The organism is Sorangiineae bacterium MSr11367 (assembly GCA_037157805.1).
Classification (GTDB): Bacteria; Myxococcota_A; Polyangia; order Polyangiales; family Polyangiaceae; genus Pendulispora; species Pendulispora rubella.
The window spans coordinates 4,578,713-4,595,158 of sequence record CP089983.1; the positions used below are offsets into that span (position 1 = coordinate 4,578,713).

General features: G+C 65.4%; 17 protein-coding genes. 7 read left to right on the top strand and 10 right to left on the bottom strand.

Annotated features, from left to right (window positions below):
- The first annotated feature begins 190 nt into the window (after nt 1–190).
- The 3 genes from LVJ94_18305 to LVJ94_18315 all read left to right on the top strand — a co-directional run bounded on the left by LVJ94_18305 (nt 191) and on the right by LVJ94_18315 (nt 3,361).
- Complete coding sequence (locus tag LVJ94_18305) at nt 191–1,597, top strand: hypothetical protein (protein ID WXB09175.1); 1,407 nt, start codon at nt 191–193, stop codon at nt 1,595–1,597.
- Nucleotides 1,598–1,697: 100 nt separating this feature from the next.
- Entirely contained in the window at nt 1,698–2,279 is a 582-nt protein-coding gene (locus LVJ94_18310) for a polysaccharide export protein (protein WXB09176.1), read from the top strand.
- A 32-nt stretch (nt 2,280–2,311) separates the two neighbouring features.
- The gene (locus tag LVJ94_18315; GenBank protein WXB09177.1) at nt 2,312–3,361 is read left to right on the top strand and encodes an asparaginase; all 1,050 of its coding nucleotides are present in this window, start codon (nt 2,312–2,314) and stop codon (nt 3,359–3,361) included.
- On the opposite strand, the gene LVJ94_18320 is transcribed toward LVJ94_18315, so the two are convergent.
- The gene (locus LVJ94_18320) at nt 3,315–4,097 is read right to left on the bottom strand and encodes an enoyl-CoA hydratase (protein WXB09178.1); all 783 of its coding nucleotides are present in this window, start codon (nt 4,095–4,097) and stop codon (nt 3,315–3,317) included. The genes LVJ94_18315 and LVJ94_18320 overlap by 47 nt on opposite strands.
- Before the next feature lie 68 nt (nt 4,098–4,165).
- On the bottom strand, nt 4,166–5,239 hold the full coding sequence (locus tag LVJ94_18325) for an AI-2E family transporter (protein WXB09179.1): 1,074 nt from the start codon (nt 5,237–5,239) through the stop codon (nt 4,166–4,168).
- Between the two features lie 54 nt (nt 5,240–5,293).
- Here LVJ94_18325 and mazG point away from each other — a divergent pair, with 54 nt between their 5' ends.
- From mazG to LVJ94_18345, 4 genes are all read left to right on the top strand, one after another.
- Nucleotides 5,294–6,166 (top strand): nucleoside triphosphate pyrophosphohydrolase, encoded by an 873-nt coding sequence (mazG, locus tag LVJ94_18330; protein ID WXB09180.1) that lies wholly within the window; start codon nt 5,294–5,296, stop codon nt 6,164–6,166.
- The gene (gene rlmN, locus LVJ94_18335; protein ID WXB09181.1) at nt 6,163–7,362 is read left to right on the top strand and encodes a 23S rRNA (adenine(2503)-C(2))-methyltransferase RlmN; all 1,200 of its coding nucleotides are present in this window, start codon (nt 6,163–6,165) and stop codon (nt 7,360–7,362) included. The genes mazG and rlmN overlap by 4 nt, the downstream gene beginning before the upstream one ends.
- A 16-nt stretch (nt 7,363–7,378) precedes the next feature.
- Nucleotides 7,379–8,377: a prolipoprotein diacylglyceryl transferase gene (locus LVJ94_18340; protein ID WXB09182.1), complete on the top strand. Its 999-nt coding sequence runs from the start codon at nt 7,379–7,381 to the stop codon at nt 8,375–8,377.
- Between the two features lie 246 nt (nt 8,378–8,623).
- Complete coding sequence (locus LVJ94_18345) at nt 8,624–9,478, top strand: hypothetical protein (protein WXB09183.1); 855 nt, start codon at nt 8,624–8,626, stop codon at nt 9,476–9,478.
- Nucleotides 9,479–9,720: 242 nt separating this feature from the next.
- Here the strand turns inward: LVJ94_18345 and LVJ94_18350 are convergent, their stop codons facing one another.
- From LVJ94_18350 to LVJ94_18385, 8 genes are all read right to left on the bottom strand, one after another.
- Entirely contained in the window at nt 9,721–10,137 is a 417-nt protein-coding gene (locus tag LVJ94_18350; GenBank protein ID WXB09184.1) for an acyl-CoA thioesterase, read from the bottom strand.
- Entirely contained in the window at nt 10,124–10,711 is a 588-nt protein-coding gene (locus LVJ94_18355; GenBank protein WXB09185.1) for a DUF3501 family protein, read from the bottom strand. The genes LVJ94_18350 and LVJ94_18355 overlap by 14 nt, the downstream gene beginning before the upstream one ends.
- The gene (locus LVJ94_18360; GenBank protein ID WXB09186.1) at nt 10,708–12,066 is read right to left on the bottom strand and encodes a hypothetical protein; all 1,359 of its coding nucleotides are present in this window, start codon (nt 12,064–12,066) and stop codon (nt 10,708–10,710) included. Before LVJ94_18360 ends, LVJ94_18355 begins: the two co-directional genes overlap by 4 nt.
- 128 nt (nt 12,067–12,194) lie before the next feature.
- Nucleotides 12,195–12,617 (bottom strand): rubrerythrin family protein, encoded by a 423-nt coding sequence (locus LVJ94_18365; GenBank protein WXB09187.1) that lies wholly within the window; start codon nt 12,615–12,617, stop codon nt 12,195–12,197.
- Nucleotides 12,618–12,647: 30 nt separating this feature from the next.
- Nucleotides 12,648–13,145: a transcriptional repressor gene (locus LVJ94_18370; protein WXB09188.1), complete on the bottom strand. Its 498-nt coding sequence runs from the start codon at nt 13,143–13,145 to the stop codon at nt 12,648–12,650.
- Between the two features lie 705 nt (nt 13,146–13,850).
- On the bottom strand, nt 13,851–14,105 hold the full coding sequence (locus LVJ94_18375) for a hypothetical protein (protein ID WXB09189.1): 255 nt from the start codon (nt 14,103–14,105) through the stop codon (nt 13,851–13,853).
- Between the two features lie 24 nt (nt 14,106–14,129).
- The gene (locus LVJ94_18380; protein WXB09190.1) at nt 14,130–15,152 is read right to left on the bottom strand and encodes a hypothetical protein; all 1,023 of its coding nucleotides are present in this window, start codon (nt 15,150–15,152) and stop codon (nt 14,130–14,132) included.
- Between the two features lie 103 nt (nt 15,153–15,255).
- Entirely contained in the window at nt 15,256–16,380 is a 1,125-nt protein-coding gene (locus tag LVJ94_18385) for a hypothetical protein (protein WXB09191.1), read from the bottom strand.
- Nucleotides 16,381–16,446: the final 66 nt, after the last annotated feature.

Below are 16,446 nucleotides of genomic sequence, written 5' to 3' on the forward strand. Positions count from 1 at the left end.
GATTTTTCCTGATTTCGTGGCGATAGGCGAATAAGCAGATTCTCGCTCCCTCACTCCAAATCTGGTACCGACTCGTTTATTCGAGTCGGCCGCTATCCCTCCTCTCTTTTCTTCGCGCGATTTCCTAATGACCACAGCATACCCGGCACGCTCGTCACGACGACGCACCCTTTCGTGTATCGCTGCTCTGGTGGGGCTTGTTGCACCGTTGTGCGTTGCGCAGAAGGCCAATGCGCAAGAGTGGCTAAAGGATCGTCGCTACCAAGAAGGAATCGGCGTCCGCACGGGCGATTTCGAGCTCCACCCCGGCATTGCGGCGGAAGTCGGTTACGACTCCAACTGGTTTCTTCGGTCGCACAAAGTCGACGGTACCCGCATCGCCAACGGTGAGCCGAACGTCCCGGTTCAAGAGGGCGCCCTTCTCCGCATTACCCCGTCGATCAACTTTTCGACGTTGGGTCCTCAGCGCAGGGCGGGGGACACGGATGCGGCCGCAAAGCCGACCGTCACGTTCCGCGGTGGCCTTTCCGCAACGTACCGCGAGTTCTTCGGACCGCAGCGTCTGCGCGATCAGCGCAACGTGAGTGCGACGGCGAATCTGCGCCTGGACATCCTCCCCGATCGGCCGATTGGCTTCGGCATCGAGGGGCTCTACACGCGCACGATCCAGCCGAATACCACCGGTGACCCCGACCAGTCGTTCAACCGCAACGACATCGATGGCAAGGTGGAGCTCATCACCGTACCGGGTGGTGGCACGCTCGATTGGCGATTTGGTTACGGACTCCACGCCACGCTGTTCGAGAACAGCGCCGCGGTTCCGTACAACAACATCACGCACGAAGCATACACCAAGGGTCGCTGGAAGTTCCGTCCGCGCACCGCGTTCCTCTACGACGGAAGCGCGAGGTTCCGGAATTACCTGAGCGACGCGGACCGTGCGACGGTTCGCTTGTTCGACTCCACACCCGTCCGCGCGCGACTCGGTATCAACGGCCTGATCACCTCGCGTTTTGCATTCCTCGGCATGGTGGGTTGGGGCGCGAGCTTCAGTCGACCGGCCAGCCTTCCGCAGGTGAAGCAGTACAACAGCGTCATCGGCCAAGCCGAGTTCAAGTTCTTTTTGACCCCGGCACCGGGGGATGCGGACGCGGGCACCTCGCTGCTGCTCTCCTCGATCGCCATCGGCTACACGCGTGATTTCCAATCGAGCTACCTGGGCTCGCACTACGGAAGCGATCGTGGCTACGCCAAGATGCAATACATGTTCGCCGGTCGCGTGCTCCTCTCCCTCGAGGGCGGCGTGGCCGCGCTCACGTACCCGGACTTGTACTATCCGGACTTCGCCCCGGCGCCCCAGGCGAATTCGCTCGCCCAATCGGCGTGGACCGATATCCGTGCCGATGCGACCTTGTTTGCTGAATATCGATTTAGCAACTCGTTCGGCGTGAATACGACGTTCATTTACACCACCAACATTAGCGATACGCGGCTGCCGATTAACTCGGTTCCTCAGTCCGGTACCGCGGGTGGTGATCTCTACGATTTGAATTACCGGCGCTTCCAGGCCTTCCTCGGCGTACGCTGGTTCCTGTAAACCTTTTAGGTAGGGCCCGCGCGCGGACTTTGGGCAGACACGGTCCCCAAGCGGGCCTCGGCCAGGCAGCACCCACGTGAAAATTCGATTCGTATCATTGATGCTCGCGACCGCTCTCCTGTTGGCATCCACGGGATGCGGAGGCGGTTATCCCCCGAGGCCGAAGATTCCGGCGCCGGTGCAGAACTCCCAGCTCGGGCCGGGCGACAGGATGGAAATCTTCGTCGTGGGCGAGAAGGATCTGCCCAAGGACTACATGGTCAACCCGGATGGAACCTTGGATTTTCCCTACGTGGGGAATGTGAAGGTGGCCGGGTTGGAGCCCCAAGAGGTGACGGTCGTTCTCCGGGAAAAGCTCGCGCAAGGAAAGATCCTCAGCGAGCCACAGGTGATTGTCACCGTGAAGGACTATGCGTCCAAGAGGGTGAGCATCATCGGTCAAGTGCAGAAGCCCGGGAGCATCGTGTGGATTCCGGGGATGCAGCTGGTTCACGACGCCGTCTCGCAGGTGGGCGGCTTCACGTCGATTGCCGATAGCAACCACGTGCTGCTCACGCGGCAGGTGGGGCGCGACAAGAGCCAGACGTTCGTCATCAGCGCGGACGCCATCTCCGAGGGGGCGCAGCAAGACATCCTTCTGCAGGCCGGCGACACCATCAAAGTCGACCAGCGGATCTTCTGAGGCCGTGACCCCGCGAACGTGAAGGCACGCACGTGACTGCACGAAAGGCATTGCCGCGGGTCCTTCTCCTCATCACCGGGGGAACCATTTTGATGCGCGGCCGGCCCGTGCTGGAGCCCGACAAGGCCGCGGCGCGCGATCTCGTCGCGGAGGTGCCGGCGCTGGGGCGCATCGCGCGCATCGATACGCGAGTGCTCTTTCTCATGGATTCAGGCGATTTCCAGCCGGAAAACTGGGTGGCCATCGCCCGCGCGGTGCACGAGGCGCTGCGCTCGGACAAGTACGCGGGCATCGTGGTGGTGCACGGCACCGACACGATGGCCTACACCGCGAGCGCGCTGGCGTTGCTCCTCGGCCCCATCGATCGGCCCGTGATCCTCACCGGCTCGCAGCGGCCGCTCGCCGAGCTGCGCACCGACGCGCGCGAGAACCTGATCAACGCGACACTCGCGGCCACTTTGCCGGTGCCCGAGGTGGCCATCGCATTTGCCTCGCGCGTGCTGCGCGGGGCGCGGAGCATCAAACGCGATGCGTGGGCGCTGGAGGCGTTCGACTCGCCGAATTGCCCGCCGCTGGCGACCATGGGGGTGGGGGTCGACGTCCTCGGGCACGTACGGAAGAAGGGACGCACCGCGGCGGCCTTCGATCCACGCATCGAGTCGCGCGTGCTGGCCGTGCGCGTCTTTCCCGGACTCGATCCAGGTTTGCTCCAAGGCGCTCTGCGCGCCGGCGTGCGCGGGCTGGTGCTCGAGGCTTACGGCACGGGCAACCTGCCGCATCGAGGCGCATCGCTCATTCCCGCGCTGGAAGAGGCGCGTGCGCGCAAGGCGCCCGTCGTCGTGGTGAGCCAGTGCCCGCGCGGCGCGGTCGACATCGCGCGCTATGCGGGCGGGGCGCAGGCGTCGGGTGCCGGCGCCCTTTCCGGCGGCGACATGACCGTGGAATGCGCCCTGGCCAAGCTGATGATCGGCCTCGGGCGCTTCGGGCCAGGGGAGCGCTTGCAGCGCTATCTGGCCATGGACGTCGTGGGCGAGATCACTTCCCCTGGAAAGCCGGCTCGCGCTTCTGCACGAAAGACATGATGCCCTCCATGGCATCGGCGCTGCGCAGGAGGCGCAACTGCCCTTCGCGTTCGCGGCGCAATGCATCCTCGATGGATCCGAGGCTCGCGTAGAGCGCGCGACGGATCTCGCGGTAGGCGAGGGGAGGTCCCTGCTCGAGCTGCCGCGCGACCGCGAACGTCGTCTCGCGTAGCTCGGCGCTGGCCACGACGCGGGCCACCACGCCGAGCGAAAGCAACTCGGGCCCCATGATCTTCTCCGCCAGGAGAATCATCTGCATCGCGCGCGCCGTCCCCACGAGGCGCGGCAGGAAGAAGGTGCCGCCGCCGTCGGGCATCAATCCGATTTTGACGAACTTTTCCTGAACGTACGCCTCCGGCGTCGCCACGCGCAAATCGCACACGAGCGCGAGATCCGCTCCGAAGCCGACGGCGCACCCATCGAGCATCGCGATCGACGGCTTCTCGCACTCGACGATGGCCTTGATGACCGAGTGGTACTCGTCAAGGTACGTCTCGAGGTTGTCCATCAGGTTCGGGTCGGCCATCAGGTTCTTGCGCAGATCGGCCCCCGCGCAAAAGTGCTGGCCTGCGCCCGTGAGCACGACGCAGCGAAGCTCCGGATCGCGATTGGCTTTGATGAAGGCATCGCGCACGCCGCGAATCACTTCGCGTGTGAGTGCGTTGCGCGCCTCGGGCCGGTTGATGGTGACGAGACTCGTGCGACCGATGCGTTCGACCGTGACTTCGCTGCTCATGGACTAAATATTTAGTACACGAACGATTTCTACGCAAAAGGATTAGCTGAGGACTTACAGCCCTAGGGTCAGGCTTGCGAGTAGAAGTCCGACGTAAGGTAAACGCGCACCACTCGCTGGATGAGGATCTTCACCACCGCACCGAGCGGAACGGCGAGCAGGACCCCCAGGAAGCCGAACAACGAGGCGGCGGCCATCATCGTGATGAGCACCTCGATGGGGGCAAGGCCTACGGATCGGCCGACGATGCGCGGCGTGATGAGCAAGCCATCGAGCAGCTGCACGCCGCCCATCACCGCGAGCACCCCGAGCAGGCGTCCGGGGCCGTGCCAGTCGAGTGTGGCCATGGCGAGGGCGATGAAGAGGCCCGTGAAAAATCCAATGTACGGGACGAAGGCCATCATGCCGGTCGCGACGCCGATGGCCACGGCCAGGCGAATGTCGACGATGCGAAGGCCGGTGGCGTAGAGCGCGGCCAGGACGAAGTTGGCGGTGAGTTGCCCGCGCACGTAGCCGCCGAGCGTGCGGTGGATTTGATTGGCCACGTCGGTGACGGGGGCAATCCAGCGGCGCGGAACGAGCTGCCCCGTGTGGGCGACGATGCGGTCGAAGTCGATGAGCAAGTACAGCGCGAACACCGGCACGATGAGCGCGCTGAGAACGACCGCGACGTAGCTGAGGGTGCCAAAGAGGGCGAGCGCGAGCGCGCTCAGCAGGCCTGGACCCTGTTTTTCGAGCCGTTCGCCCAGGGAGTGCCCGAGCTCCCCCAGCGAGTGCGGCACCTTCAGCTTGAAGGTGTTCCACAACCAGGGCTCGAGCCGGTCCTCCAGGTTTTCCACCTGGGAGGGCAAATCCCGTGCGGCGGCGCGCAATTCGTCGAGAAAAAGCGGGATCGCGTACACGAGGATGGTGATGATCAGCGCAAAGATGCCAATCATCACCAGCATGGCGCCCAGCGTGCGCGGCACCTTGAGCGCCTCGAGCCGGTCGACGAAGGGATCCAGCGCGTAGGCCAGGAGAAAGGCCAAAAACAGCGGGACGATGACCCCGCGAAGAAGGTAGGCCACCCCGGCAGCCAGGAGCACGCCCACGATGATCCAGGTCCGACGCCAGGTGAGGTATCGATGAGCCCGCGATTCCATCGGTCCAAAAGACCGTATCCTTCGCGCGTGTGCTAGAGCAACCGCCGCGACCCGATGCCCCCCCGATTCGACGAAAACGCACCCAGGCCCGTCCCCCCGCTTCCGGAGCAAGACGGAGGTACGCTCCCGCGCCTCGTCGCGGTCATGCAGCGCCTCCTTGGACCGGATGGTTGCCCATGGGATCGCGAGCAGTCGTTCGAAACGCTGCGCCGCTACGTCTTGGAAGAGGCGTGCGAGGTCATCGATGCCATCGACGGAAAAGATCGCCATCAGCTGCGCGAGGAGCTGGGCGATCTGGCGCTTCAAATCGTCTTTCAGGCGGAGCTCGCGCGGAGCGAGGGCGCCTTTGCCATCGACGACGTGATTGCGGCCATCGTCGACAAGCTGGTGCACCGCCACCCGCACGTGTTCGGCGACGTGAAGGCCGACGATGCCAAAGAGGTTTTGGCCAACTGGGAAAAGATCAAAGCCGAGGAAAAGAAGGGCCGCCCCATGCTGGCGGGCGTGCCGCGAAGTCTGCCGGCGCTGACGCGGGCGCAGCGCATTGGCGAGAAGGTCTCGCGCGTGGGCTTCGATTGGGACGATGCGAGCGGCTCCCGCGCGAAGGTGACCGAGGAGATCGGTGAGCTGGAGCGCGCCATCGCGAGCGGGGAGAAGGCGGCCATCGAGGAGGAGTTCGGCGACGTGCTCTTCGCGCTGGTGAACCTGGCGCGGCACATCGACGTCGACGCCGAATCGGCACTCCGCGTGACCATCGACAAGTTCACGCGTCGTTTCGGCCACGTGGAGCGGCGCGTTCAAGAGCAGCACGGCGGCTGGGGCAATCCGCGCGCGAGCGCCGACGGCAAGAGCGCCAACCTGCCGCTCGCCACCCTCGACGTCTATTGGGAAGAGGCGAAAGCCGCGGAAACGAAGGCCGAAGAATGAGCACGAAGTCCACCGAAGTCCCGCCTGTCGCGCGCACCCCCGAAGAATGGGGCGAGGCCGTGCGCAAGATGGGAGGGCGCGCCTACCACGGGAAGCAGATCTTCCGCTGGATCCAGGCCCGCGGCGTGCTCGACCCGAGCCAGATGAGCGATCTGCCAGGCAGCATGCGCCAGGCCCTGGCCGAGGGCGGTGTCGGCCCGGTGGTGTCGATTGCCGAGGAGCGCCGCTCGGCCGACAACACGCGAAAGATGCTCGTGAAGCTGCGCGACGGCGCCACCGTCGAAACGGTGCTCATTCCCAACGTGACCGCGGGAAAGAGTTCGCTGCCCGACCCCACGCGGCCGTCCGTACCCGGGACCGGTGAGGTGCTGGAAGACGCGGACGCCGCGGCCGCGGTGGAAGACGAGGACGACGCGGGCGAGGGGAGCAACGTCGCACGCGTGACCCAGTGCATCTCGACGCAGGTCGGCTGCGCGATGGGCTGCGTCTTCTGCGCGAGCGGGCAGGCGGGGCTCAAACGCCACCTGGGGCCGGACGAAATCGTCGGGCAGGTGCTGCTCGGCAAGAGCCGGCTCGACCCGGGCGAGCAACTCCGCAACGTCGTCTTCATGGGCATGGGCGAGCCGCTGCACAATTACGAAGCCACGGCGCGCACGCTGAAGCTGCTCACGCACCCCGATGGCATCTCGCTGTCGTCGCGGCGGGTGACCGTCTCCACCAGCGGACTGGTCCCCGAGATCGAGCGCCTCGGGCAAGACTTCGCCGGCAACATCGGCCTCGCGGTGAGCCTCCACGCCGCGGACGACGAGACGCGGTCGCGGCTTCTGCCGATCAACAAGAAGTACCCGCTCGCCAAATTGATGGGCGCCCTGCGCGCGTACCCGCTGCCGAGCCGGCGGCGCATCACCATCGAGTACACCTTGGTGGCCGGGCGCAACGACAACGCCGAGGAAGCCAAGAAGCTCAGCAAGCTGCTTCGCGGGCTGCCGGTCAAAGTCAATTTGATCCCGATGAACCCGATTGCCGATTCGGCGCTCGGGCCGCCGGACCTGTCGAGCGTGCTCGCTTTTCAACAGGTGCTCTGCGACGACGGTTACTCGTGCTTCATTCGTCGCCGGCGCGGAGACGACGTCAGTGCGGCCTGCGGACAGCTCGCCCTCGCGGGTGCGAAACGAAAGATACGCCTCGTTAGTTGAGGCCTAGGTCCCCTTCATGCTCCCTTACATCAACGTTTCGGACATCACGATCCCGATCCCCATCGTCAACCTGACCATCCCGTTGCATCCATTCGGGCTTCTGGTTGCGACGGGGGTTCTCATCGGCACGGCACTGGCCACGCGGCGTGCGCGTCAGCGCGGGCTCGACTTGGACAAGCTCAATTCGTTCATCACGTGGATGCTCGTCGCCGGCTTCATGGGCGGCCACATGCTGGACGAGATTTTTTATCACCCGACGGAGATTGCCAAATTCGAAAATGGCCATTTCGAATGGGTGCGTCCCTGGTCGCTCCTCTTGCTCTGGGAGGGATTGAGCTCGTTCGGTGGCTTCATCGGTGGCCTCATCGGCATCATGCTCTGGAAGTATTACGAGCTGAAACCGAAGTTGAACGTCGGACCGATCTCCATCGTGTGGTTCACGCGGCGCCCCGAAGTGCAGCCCGTGCTGCCGTTCTGCGACTTGATCCTCTCGGTGTTTCCCGTGGCGTGGATCTTCGGCCGCGGCGGTTGCAGCGTGGTGCACGATCACCCGGGCGCGCGCGCCACGGCGGATGCGTTGTTTGCCGTGGGGTATCCGTTTCCCGATGCGAATCTGCATCCGCGGGTGGACGAGTTCATCAAGTTCATTCACGGCGCGTATCCGCGCTACGACTTGGGGCTGCTCGAGTGGCTGTTCACCGTGGTGCTGGCCTTGGCGTTCGCCCTCACCTGGCGCCGGAAGCTTCCCACGGGAACGTACGCGGTGGCGGCGGCCTTCGCCTATGCGCCGGTGCGCTTCGCGATGGATTATCTGCGCATCTCCGACGAGCGCGGCGCGGATCCGCGTTACGGCGGGCTTACGCCGGCCCAGTGGTCCTGCATTGGGCTCTTCCTGTTTGGCGCATGGCTGCTCACCCGTGTGCGCGCGATGCATGCGAACGGTGTCGATCCGATGGACCGCGTGCTTGCGGCGCCCGAGCAGGACGCACCTTTGCCGGAGAAACAGCCGGCTTAGGCGCAAATCACCGAAGAATAACAGTTGGGCTCGGTTGGTCCGGGTGAATGTGCGGCGTTTCATGCCATGCGCGCGACGCTGGAAATCGTCTCACAACTCTGGCGCATTTCCTGCTGATACGGCACCCTCGGTAGGGTGAATGATCAAGGTCGATCGCCTCGTCCCGCGAGCTCTCCGCCTCCGCGACCGGCGCCTGTAAAAGCGGCGAACGCTCCGCGGGCCCCCGCGAAGCCCGTCACGCCCCCCGTGAATGCTGACCGTGCAAGCGGTGCGCATAGCCCCTCGGCGTCAGGTCCTTTGGCCCGCCGTGCCACCACGTTGGTCTCACGTCCGCCGCCGCCCCCGGCGGCAGGTGTGGCCGGTGCGACGAGCGCAACACCGACGCCGCCGCCTGCGGGCTCGGCCCCTCCTCCCGACGTGACGACTGCGGCGAACAAGGCCAATCTGGCCGTCACCGGCGTCATCTCCAGGGGCGTGACTCCGACGCCCGACGATACGGTTCCCCAGCGCAACGCGACGGCACCGAGCGCACCGAGCGCGCCGACTGCGCCGCTGGCTCCGCAGGTTGGAATGGCTGCGCAAGCCGCGACGTCGTCGCCGTCGAACCCCGACGACACCGGGCGAGGGCGCATCATTGCCACGCCGGCGCCCAGCTCGACGCCGCTCGATCGCTACTCGCAGACGCACATTCCCATCGAGGTGCGTGAACGCATCCGGGTCATCGTTCGCGAGGTCGTCGAGGAGTCGATGGCGCCGCTCGTGCGCTGGCAAAAAGACGTCGAGACGCGCCTCTCGCGTGCGCCGGCCCCGGGCACGCCGCCGTCCTCGGGCAACGCGCCCTACAACGGGGGCTCGTCCTCGGCTGCGGCGCCCATCGTCGTGGACCGCGAGTCCTTCCACGATCCGTTCCTACCGGTGAGTGCGCCGGCTTCCCGTGCGCCAAACGTCGACTTCGTCCCCAGCCCGGGCGGTCCCGTCGACGTGCCCCTGGAGTTGGACGGCGGACGCCGCAAGCGCTCCGTCATCTGGATCATCGCCACCGTGGTGCTCTTGCTTCTCGTCGGCTTCCTGTCGGCGATGGCGACGAGCCAATTGCGTTAGGGGTAACGCAAAAGTCGAATTGATCGTGGCAGATTCGCGAGTTGTTTGCAGGCGAGCAGCGGCAGCGGGACAATCCCGGCGAGGCCGGCGCCTTGGCCCGTTCCTCGCGGCAGGATCGCCAGAGGATATGGCGATCCTAACTTTCTGGACCACACATCGCTCCGGCCCCGCCGGTTTCGTTCCGCTGCCGCGGTGCACGCACCAGGTCCTTTGATTCCCGACACCTTCGATCGACCGTTGCGTTAGGGCGCACTCGACGAGAGCCGTACCAACAGCGCGCGCATGTCGCTGGGGATGGGTACGGCGCGCATCGCGTGGAGATCGGTCGTGGCCACGACGTGTTTCACCTCGGCGACGGGGAGGCCGTCGGCCGCGCGGGTGATGGTGTACCCGAGTGAGAACGACCGGCTGCCCATGTGCAGCAGCTTCACTTCGACGCGCGCCACGTCGCCGTAGCGCAGCGGGGCGCGGTAGTCGGCTTCCACGTGCACGGTGGGCAGGCCGATGCGCCGCTCCATGACCAAGCGCACGTAGCCGCCCTCGAGCGGATCGAACAGCGCGGCCATGGCGTCGTGGCAGTAGTTCAGAAAGACGGGGAAAAAGACGATGCCTGCTGCGTCGACTTCCTCGAAGCGCACGGGCCGGTCATACGTGAGCATGCGACTCGAGGTCCTCGGCCAAGCTCTTTTTCGTGGGCTCCGGCAGCTCGACGCGCGCGCGGTAGCTTGCATGATCGACGATCAACTCGACCGCGGCACCTGACCGAAATGCCGCGACGGCCTTCTCGGACAGCGGGAACTTCAGATACAGCACGGCGGATGCGCGATCGGGCAAGATGCGCTCGGGATCCCACGTTGCGTTGAAACGCTCGCCCGCGACCACCAGCGCCACGTGCTCCTCGATGCCCTTTGCTTCGGGCAAGAAGGTCTCGCGTGTGGTGCGGTCGTCGATCTCGATCATCACCGTCGCGGACAACTCGTTGTCGCCGGGCACGAGCTGGTTGTACGTGGCAATTTCGTGCTCGACGGCGGCTTCCCGGGTGATGCGCTCGGTGCGCAGCATCTCTTGAATCTGCAGGAGCACGGTGTCGCGGTTCTCGAACACGGCGCTCGCGTACGAACCGAGGTTGAGGCGGCGGAGCTTCTTCTCGGCGATGACGCGCGCGCGGAAGTGAGGACGGATGGCCTCGTAATCGCCGAGGCTCAAGATCTCGCTACGAACAATGGGTTTCATCGACCTGCCTCCGTCGTACGCGAAGATGCCTCGGATGCACGCGAAATCGCGACGCCATACGCGCTGGCGAGCGCTTCGACGGGGTGGATCGCTTGCACGCCGTTTTCCTTCTGGATGCGGCGCGCGGCGAGCTGGCAATCCGACACGACCAATTCGGCCTCGGCCGATTCGATGCCGCGGACGAGCTTCTGCGCGTACTTGCGTCCTTCCTCGTAGTTCTGGGCCTTCATGCCCCAGGTACCATCGACGGCGGAGCATTGCTCCACCAGCTCGACCTCCGTGTCCTGCACCAGATTGAGCACGCGCATCGCGGGGTAGCCGATCTTCTGCGCGCGCAAATGGCAGGGCGCGTGGTAGGCGATTTTGCCCAGCGGCTTGGTGAACTCCTTGTTCAGTTTTTTCTCGCGCCGCAGCTTGTCGAAGAAGCCCATCAAGTCGAAGACGTTGTCGGCGACCTCACGAGCCTCGGGGGTGCCGAGCAGCTCGGGGTACTCGTTCTTGACCGTCATCGTGCACGTCGGTTGCGCGCCCACGATGGCGTAGCCCTCTTTCAACGCGCGGTGGAGCGAGGCCACGTTGAAGCGCGCCTTGGCCTTCGCGCTCTCGAAATCGCCGCCGTCGAGGCTGGGCATGCCGCAGCACTGTTGCTCGGGGCGAAACACCGAGTACCCGTTCTTCTCGAGTGCGCGGACCGCGTTCGCGGGGACGGTCGGGAAGTAGTAATCGCCGAGGCAGGTCGAAAAGAGCGCGACCTTGCCGGCCTTTCCTGCGTCGGGCAGCGGCTCGTGGTGCTGCAGCCATCGTGCGAAGGGCTCACTCGCATATTCGGGAACGGGGAACTCGCTGGAGATGCCCGCTACGCGCTCGATGGACTTTCGAACGAGGCGGTTGGCATTGACGAAGTTCACCAGCGGCGCCGCGAAGCCGCTCACCATGCTCCCGATCACACCGGGCTCGCCCAGCGCGGTCTCCTGCAGCGACATGCCCTTGCGGCGCGAACGCTGCGCCTTCTCGCGCATCAGCAGCCGCGGAACGTCCACCAGCCACTCGTGCCCCTCGTCCGGCGTGTACGGGCACTTGATGTAGCAAATCTTACATTGCCAGCAGTGGTCGGTCACGCTGGTGAAGTCATCGGCTCCGAGCCGCTCGGCCCCGATCGCGCCTGCCTCGATGTCGCGGTCCACGCGCGCGAACATGTCGGGGAAGGAGCCGCAGTAGTTCACGCACATGCGGCAGTTGTGGCAAATCTCGATGACGCGACGAAGTTCGACTTCGAGGTCGCGCGCGTCCCAGTAGCGCTCCTCGTTCGGGTTGAACTCGGGTTTCTCGGTCGGGCGAGGGTCGATCTTGCTCATGCGCGTGCGCCACCATAGTCGACAACGGTGCTTCGTGACGTGCTCGTACCCGTGCGCCTGCCCGTGCCCGTGTACGTCCGACCGGGGACGGATACGGGCATGGGCATGGGCACGTTGACGGATCGGATTTATCCGAGAACTTCGAGCATCTTCGTGAAGCGGCCCGCGTGGCTCTTCTCGGCCTTGGCGAGCGTCTCGAACCACTCGGCGATGTCGTCGAAGCCCTCTTCGCGCGCGGTCTTGGCCATGCCCGGGTACATGGTCTCGTACTCGTGCGTCTCGCCCGCGATGGCGCTCTTGAGGTTCTTCTCCGTGTTGCCGAAGGGGAGGCCCGTCGCGGGGTCACCCACCGACTTGAGGTAGTCGAGGTGGCCGTGCGCGTGGCCGGTCTCGCCGTCGGCAGTCTCCTTGAAGTTGCCCGCGATCTCCGGGTAACCCTCGACGTCCGCGACCTTTGCGAAATAAAGGTAGCGGCGGTTGGCCTGTGACTCGCCGGCGAAGGCTTCCTTCAAATTGCCGAGCGTCTTGGTTCCTGCAAGTGTCTTGCCCATGGCTCCCTTTCTCCTTTTTCTCGCTGCTGCTCAGGCGCGTGCTTTTCGGGCGCACGTGCCACAAATTCCGCGGTAGACCTGCTCCACCGCGCGAACGTGAAAGCCGTCCGCCCGCTCGCGGACCGATTGCGCAGCCGCATCGCTCGGGGTCAGCGTTTCGGCCGGCACGTCGACGATGACCCCGCACGTGTCGCACACGGCGTGGTGGTGCGGCATGCGGTTCGGATCGAACCGGGCGGCGTGCCCGTCGAGTCGCAAGGTGCCGGCGAGGTTGGCCGACGTGAGCGCGTCCAGCGTGTTGTAGACGGTCGCGAAACTCATCGTCGGAAACTCACGATGGAGCCGATCGAAGAGTTCCTGCGCCGTGGGGTGGCTGGGATCGCAGGCGAATTGTTCGACGATGGCGCGCCGCTGCGGCGTGAGCTTCAAGCCGAGGGTCCGCAAGTCGCTCATCATCTGGGCGATGCGTTCTTCCCGCGGCGTCTCGCCGCTGGAAGAGGTCTGTTCGCCTGCTTCCTTGGACTTCATTCGCCAGCCCGGAAGCGTAATGAGAAAGATTCTAAATTGCAAACGATGGACGCACGTATCCTGTGGGTCGGTAGCCCAGGCAACGGTTCAGCTAAGTGCGCCAAAACAATGCGAAAATGAGCGAGCTCAGAGCGATGAGCACCGCGCCTGCATAGACCTCCGTCGAGAGGTGCCGGGAGAGGTACAGCACCCCGGCACCGGGAAAGACCGCAATGGAGAACACGCCGAGGCCGGCCCGAACGGTGTCGGCGTGCTGTGGCTTGTGAAGAAAGGGAAGCGGTCGAGCGAAGTCGGAGGTCGAATCGAGTAGGCGATCATGGGGCTCTTTCCCGACGAGGAGCGACCCAAACGGGAGCTGTCGAATCGGCCTCCGGCTACGCCGGACCACATACGGCATCGAGGCATCGTCCGCGTGTGAGGTGAAAATGAAATCAACTTTCATTTTCAAATCATGAATGCCCCAGGACGGAGATCCTGTCAACGGCTTTTCAGAGCTGAAGAACGAAAAAGCCGCCAGTCTCCGAGAGATTGGCGGCCGTGGGCCGTGGTGGATGGTGGGATCAGTGCGTGCCGACGACGCCGATGGCGGCCGGCGGATCGGCCGCGATGGCGGGGAGGGAGACGCCTTTGGGCACGTCGTTTCCTTGGAGGATTGAGAGCACGCCCGAGGGTCCGTCATCGCGCAGCGAAAGTGGATCTGTCGCGTCAATGCGTGCCGATGACGCCAACCGTCGCCGGAGGATCGGAAGCGATGTCCGGCACCGATTCGCTCGCCCGGACGTTGACCGCGATGTGACCGACGGCGCCGCCTCCGCCACCGCCGGCCGAGTGCGTTCCTCTCCCCGCACCGGGCATGGGAGAGGTCGAGCCGTCCCCACCTGCGCCGCCCGGTGCGCCGAGGGCGCCCCAAGGGAACCGGCGAACCTCCTTGTCGCCTCCCTTGGCTCCTGCCCCGCCCACGGCACGGAGGGTTCCTCGCTTCCGTCAGTGAAGGACCTCTGCAGGTGGCGTCGACGTGATCGCCGGAAGGGACGTGCCCTGGGGGACGTGAATCACGGTGCGGCCGGGGGCTCCGGCACCGCCGGGAGATGTCATGATCCCTGGTGCTTCCGGATCGAAGCCTGCTGCACCTCCTTGGCCGCCGACAGCCAGCAGCGCACCGCCATTGCCGACGATGCGTTTCGCGTCGAGCACGAGGGTGCCCCCGCTTCCGCCGCCGCCCCCGCCCCCGGGATACTCAGCGTGCGGTACGTAGTGGCTGTTGCCGGGTGAGCCATCGCCGCCGCGGACGGAAACCGTTCCCGTGAGGGCAAGCTCGCTGCATGCGACCAGTTGAAGCGCGCCGCCGGCGGTGCCTCCCACACCGTGCCACAATGAGCCGCTCCCGGCGAACGCTCCCGCAACCAGCTGCGTTCCGCTGGTGGGGCCGTAGGCGGGGCCGCCGGCAAGCCCGGTGGACTCGCCGGCTCCGATGTGTCCAGCGCCGGGCAGCCCTACAAAAACATCGGGATATTCGAACGAGGGTCGTCCTCGGAAGTCCCCCATGGATATAGCTTGAACCACGCCACCGGTCGGAATGGTGAAGCTGCCCGTGACGACGATGGCAAGCGCGCGTTCATTCGTTTCCACCCGGAGCGATCCCGCGATCGTCGCACTGGCGAACTTGCGCACGCAGATGTTAGGCGGGGTTTCGTCTTGCGGGACGAGCGCATCGCACGTGCCGTCCGACGTGAGAGAGCGTTCTCCGCCGGCCGGCACATTCAGCTCCGCGGTGCTGGGCGTGTCGCAAATGTTCGCCGGAAGGTTTGCAGGAACCCATGGCCCGGAAGGACCCGCGTCCGTCTCACCAGAATCCGTGTCGCCCGCATCGACCCCACCGCCATCGGCGCCCTCCGCGTCGGCGTTACCCGCGTCGCCGGCATCCGTCTCGCCCGGGGCCGCATCACCTCCGTGGGCGCCCGTGTCGTGGTGCTCGTCGTTGCGAACATCACCGCCCGTATTGCCCACCGAGCTCCCCTCGGAAGCGCAAGCCAAGAACCCACAAAGCCCCAAAAGTCCCAACCAAGAAAACCGCGCGTGCATGACGATTCCTTTCGATCCGTGGTGCCCATCAATGGGTGCCGACGACGCCGATCGAGGCCGGCGGGTCGGAGCCGATGGTGGGAACCGACTCGCCTCGGGGCACGTTGATCACGATGCGACCCACGGAGCCGCCCCCACCGCCATAGGCGCCGTAGATCGTGGTGCAACCGTCGGGGCCGCACTGCTGGAGGCCCCCACTACTTTGCCCTGCCTCCGGCGGATTCGAGCCCGTGCCTGCGGCGCCTCCGCGACCACCACCGACATAGACGGGGGGCGCTTCCATGTAGAGCGCGCCGCCCGCGCCTCCGGTCCCGCCGATGGCCAGAAGGTTGGCATTCGACGACACGATGTGGCGAGCTTCGATGACGATGGTGCCCCCGCTTCCACCGCCGCCACCCGACGCGGGCGCGTTGATCGACATGCCACCCTCGAAGCCGTTCGAGCCTTGTGCAGATACGTTTCCCGAGAGCGTGAGATCGCCACACGCCACGAGTTGGACGGCACCTCCTGCCATACCGGGAAATCCCGGCCAGGCCACGCCGAGCCCGACACCCTGCGCCCCCGACGAACCGGCGACGAGCTGCGCGCCCGTGGTGGGACCGAAGGCGGCTCCTCCGACGTCGCTGCCCGGTGTTCCGCCTCCGACGGTGACATGGCCGGCGCCCTTTCCGGTATCGGCCGGAGCTTCGCCCCGCGAATCCGACCCGCCCGGTCCGACGCTTCCCCGCAAGGGGCTATCCATGTATTGCCCGCTTGCGTCCACCGTACCGGTTACCGAGAACGCGTGGGTGGCGACGATGGCGACGGCGGGGGAGCGCGGCGCGTCCAGGGGTGGCTGCAGTTGCAACAACCCGTCGATGCTCACGTTGGCGTACTTGAGGACGCAGATGGGGGGCAGGCCATCGCCTTGCGGGACGAGTGCGTCGCAGGTTCCACCGGGATCGATGCGAAGGCTCGTCCCCGATGCGACGTTCAACTCTTTCGTCCCGGCGATGTCGCAAATGTTGGCCGGCAAGTTCGAAGGCGTGAGCCGGGGGGGCTTGCACGCGGTGGCCGACGATGCAAGCCACTCGTCAGGCCGAGGATCTTCTGCGGCCGACGAACACGCGATCAGGGCACTGCAGACGAACCACGATGCGAAGCGCGCTCTCATGACCATTCACCTCGAGAACGAGAAGGTTCTTCGAGGGATTGGTCCGGCCCTCACGGATCCGTCACG

Bases quoted from the DNA above. Each gene is read 5' to 3' on its own strand.
- LVJ94_18320 (WXB09178.1), bottom strand. From the start codon at position 4,097: ATGAGCAGCGAAGTCACGGTCGAACGCATCGGTCGCACGAGTCTCGTC.
- LVJ94_18370 (WXB09188.1), bottom strand. From the start codon at position 13,145: ATGAAGTCCAAGGAAGCAGGCGAACAGACCTCTTCCAGCGGCGAGACG.
- LVJ94_18385 (WXB09191.1), bottom strand. From the start codon at position 16,380: ATGAGAGCGCGCTTCGCATCGTGGTTCGTCTGCAGTGCCCTGATCGCG.
- LVJ94_18325 (WXB09179.1), bottom strand. From the start codon at position 5,239: ATGGAATCGCGGGCTCATCGATACCTCACCTGGCGTCGGACCTGGATC.
- LVJ94_18355 (WXB09185.1), bottom strand. From the start codon at position 10,711: ATGAAACCCATTGTTCGTAGCGAGATCTTGAGCCTCGGCGATTACGAG.
- rlmN (WXB09181.1), top strand. From the start codon at position 6,163: ATGAGCACGAAGTCCACCGAAGTCCCGCCTGTCGCGCGCACCCCCGAA.
- LVJ94_18350 (WXB09184.1), bottom strand. From the start codon at position 10,137: ATGCTCACGTATGACCGGCCCGTGCGCTTCGAGGAAGTCGACGCAGCA.
- LVJ94_18360 (WXB09186.1), bottom strand. From the start codon at position 12,066: ATGAGCAAGATCGACCCTCGCCCGACCGAGAAACCCGAGTTCAACCCG.
- mazG (WXB09180.1), top strand. From the start codon at position 5,294: ATGCCCCCCCGATTCGACGAAAACGCACCCAGGCCCGTCCCCCCGCTT.
- LVJ94_18310 (WXB09176.1), top strand. From the start codon at position 1,698: ATGCTCGCGACCGCTCTCCTGTTGGCATCCACGGGATGCGGAGGCGGT.
- LVJ94_18340 (WXB09182.1), top strand. From the start codon at position 7,379: ATGCTCCCTTACATCAACGTTTCGGACATCACGATCCCGATCCCCATC.
- LVJ94_18365 (WXB09187.1), bottom strand. From the start codon at position 12,617: ATGGGCAAGACACTTGCAGGAACCAAGACGCTCGGCAATTTGAAGGAA.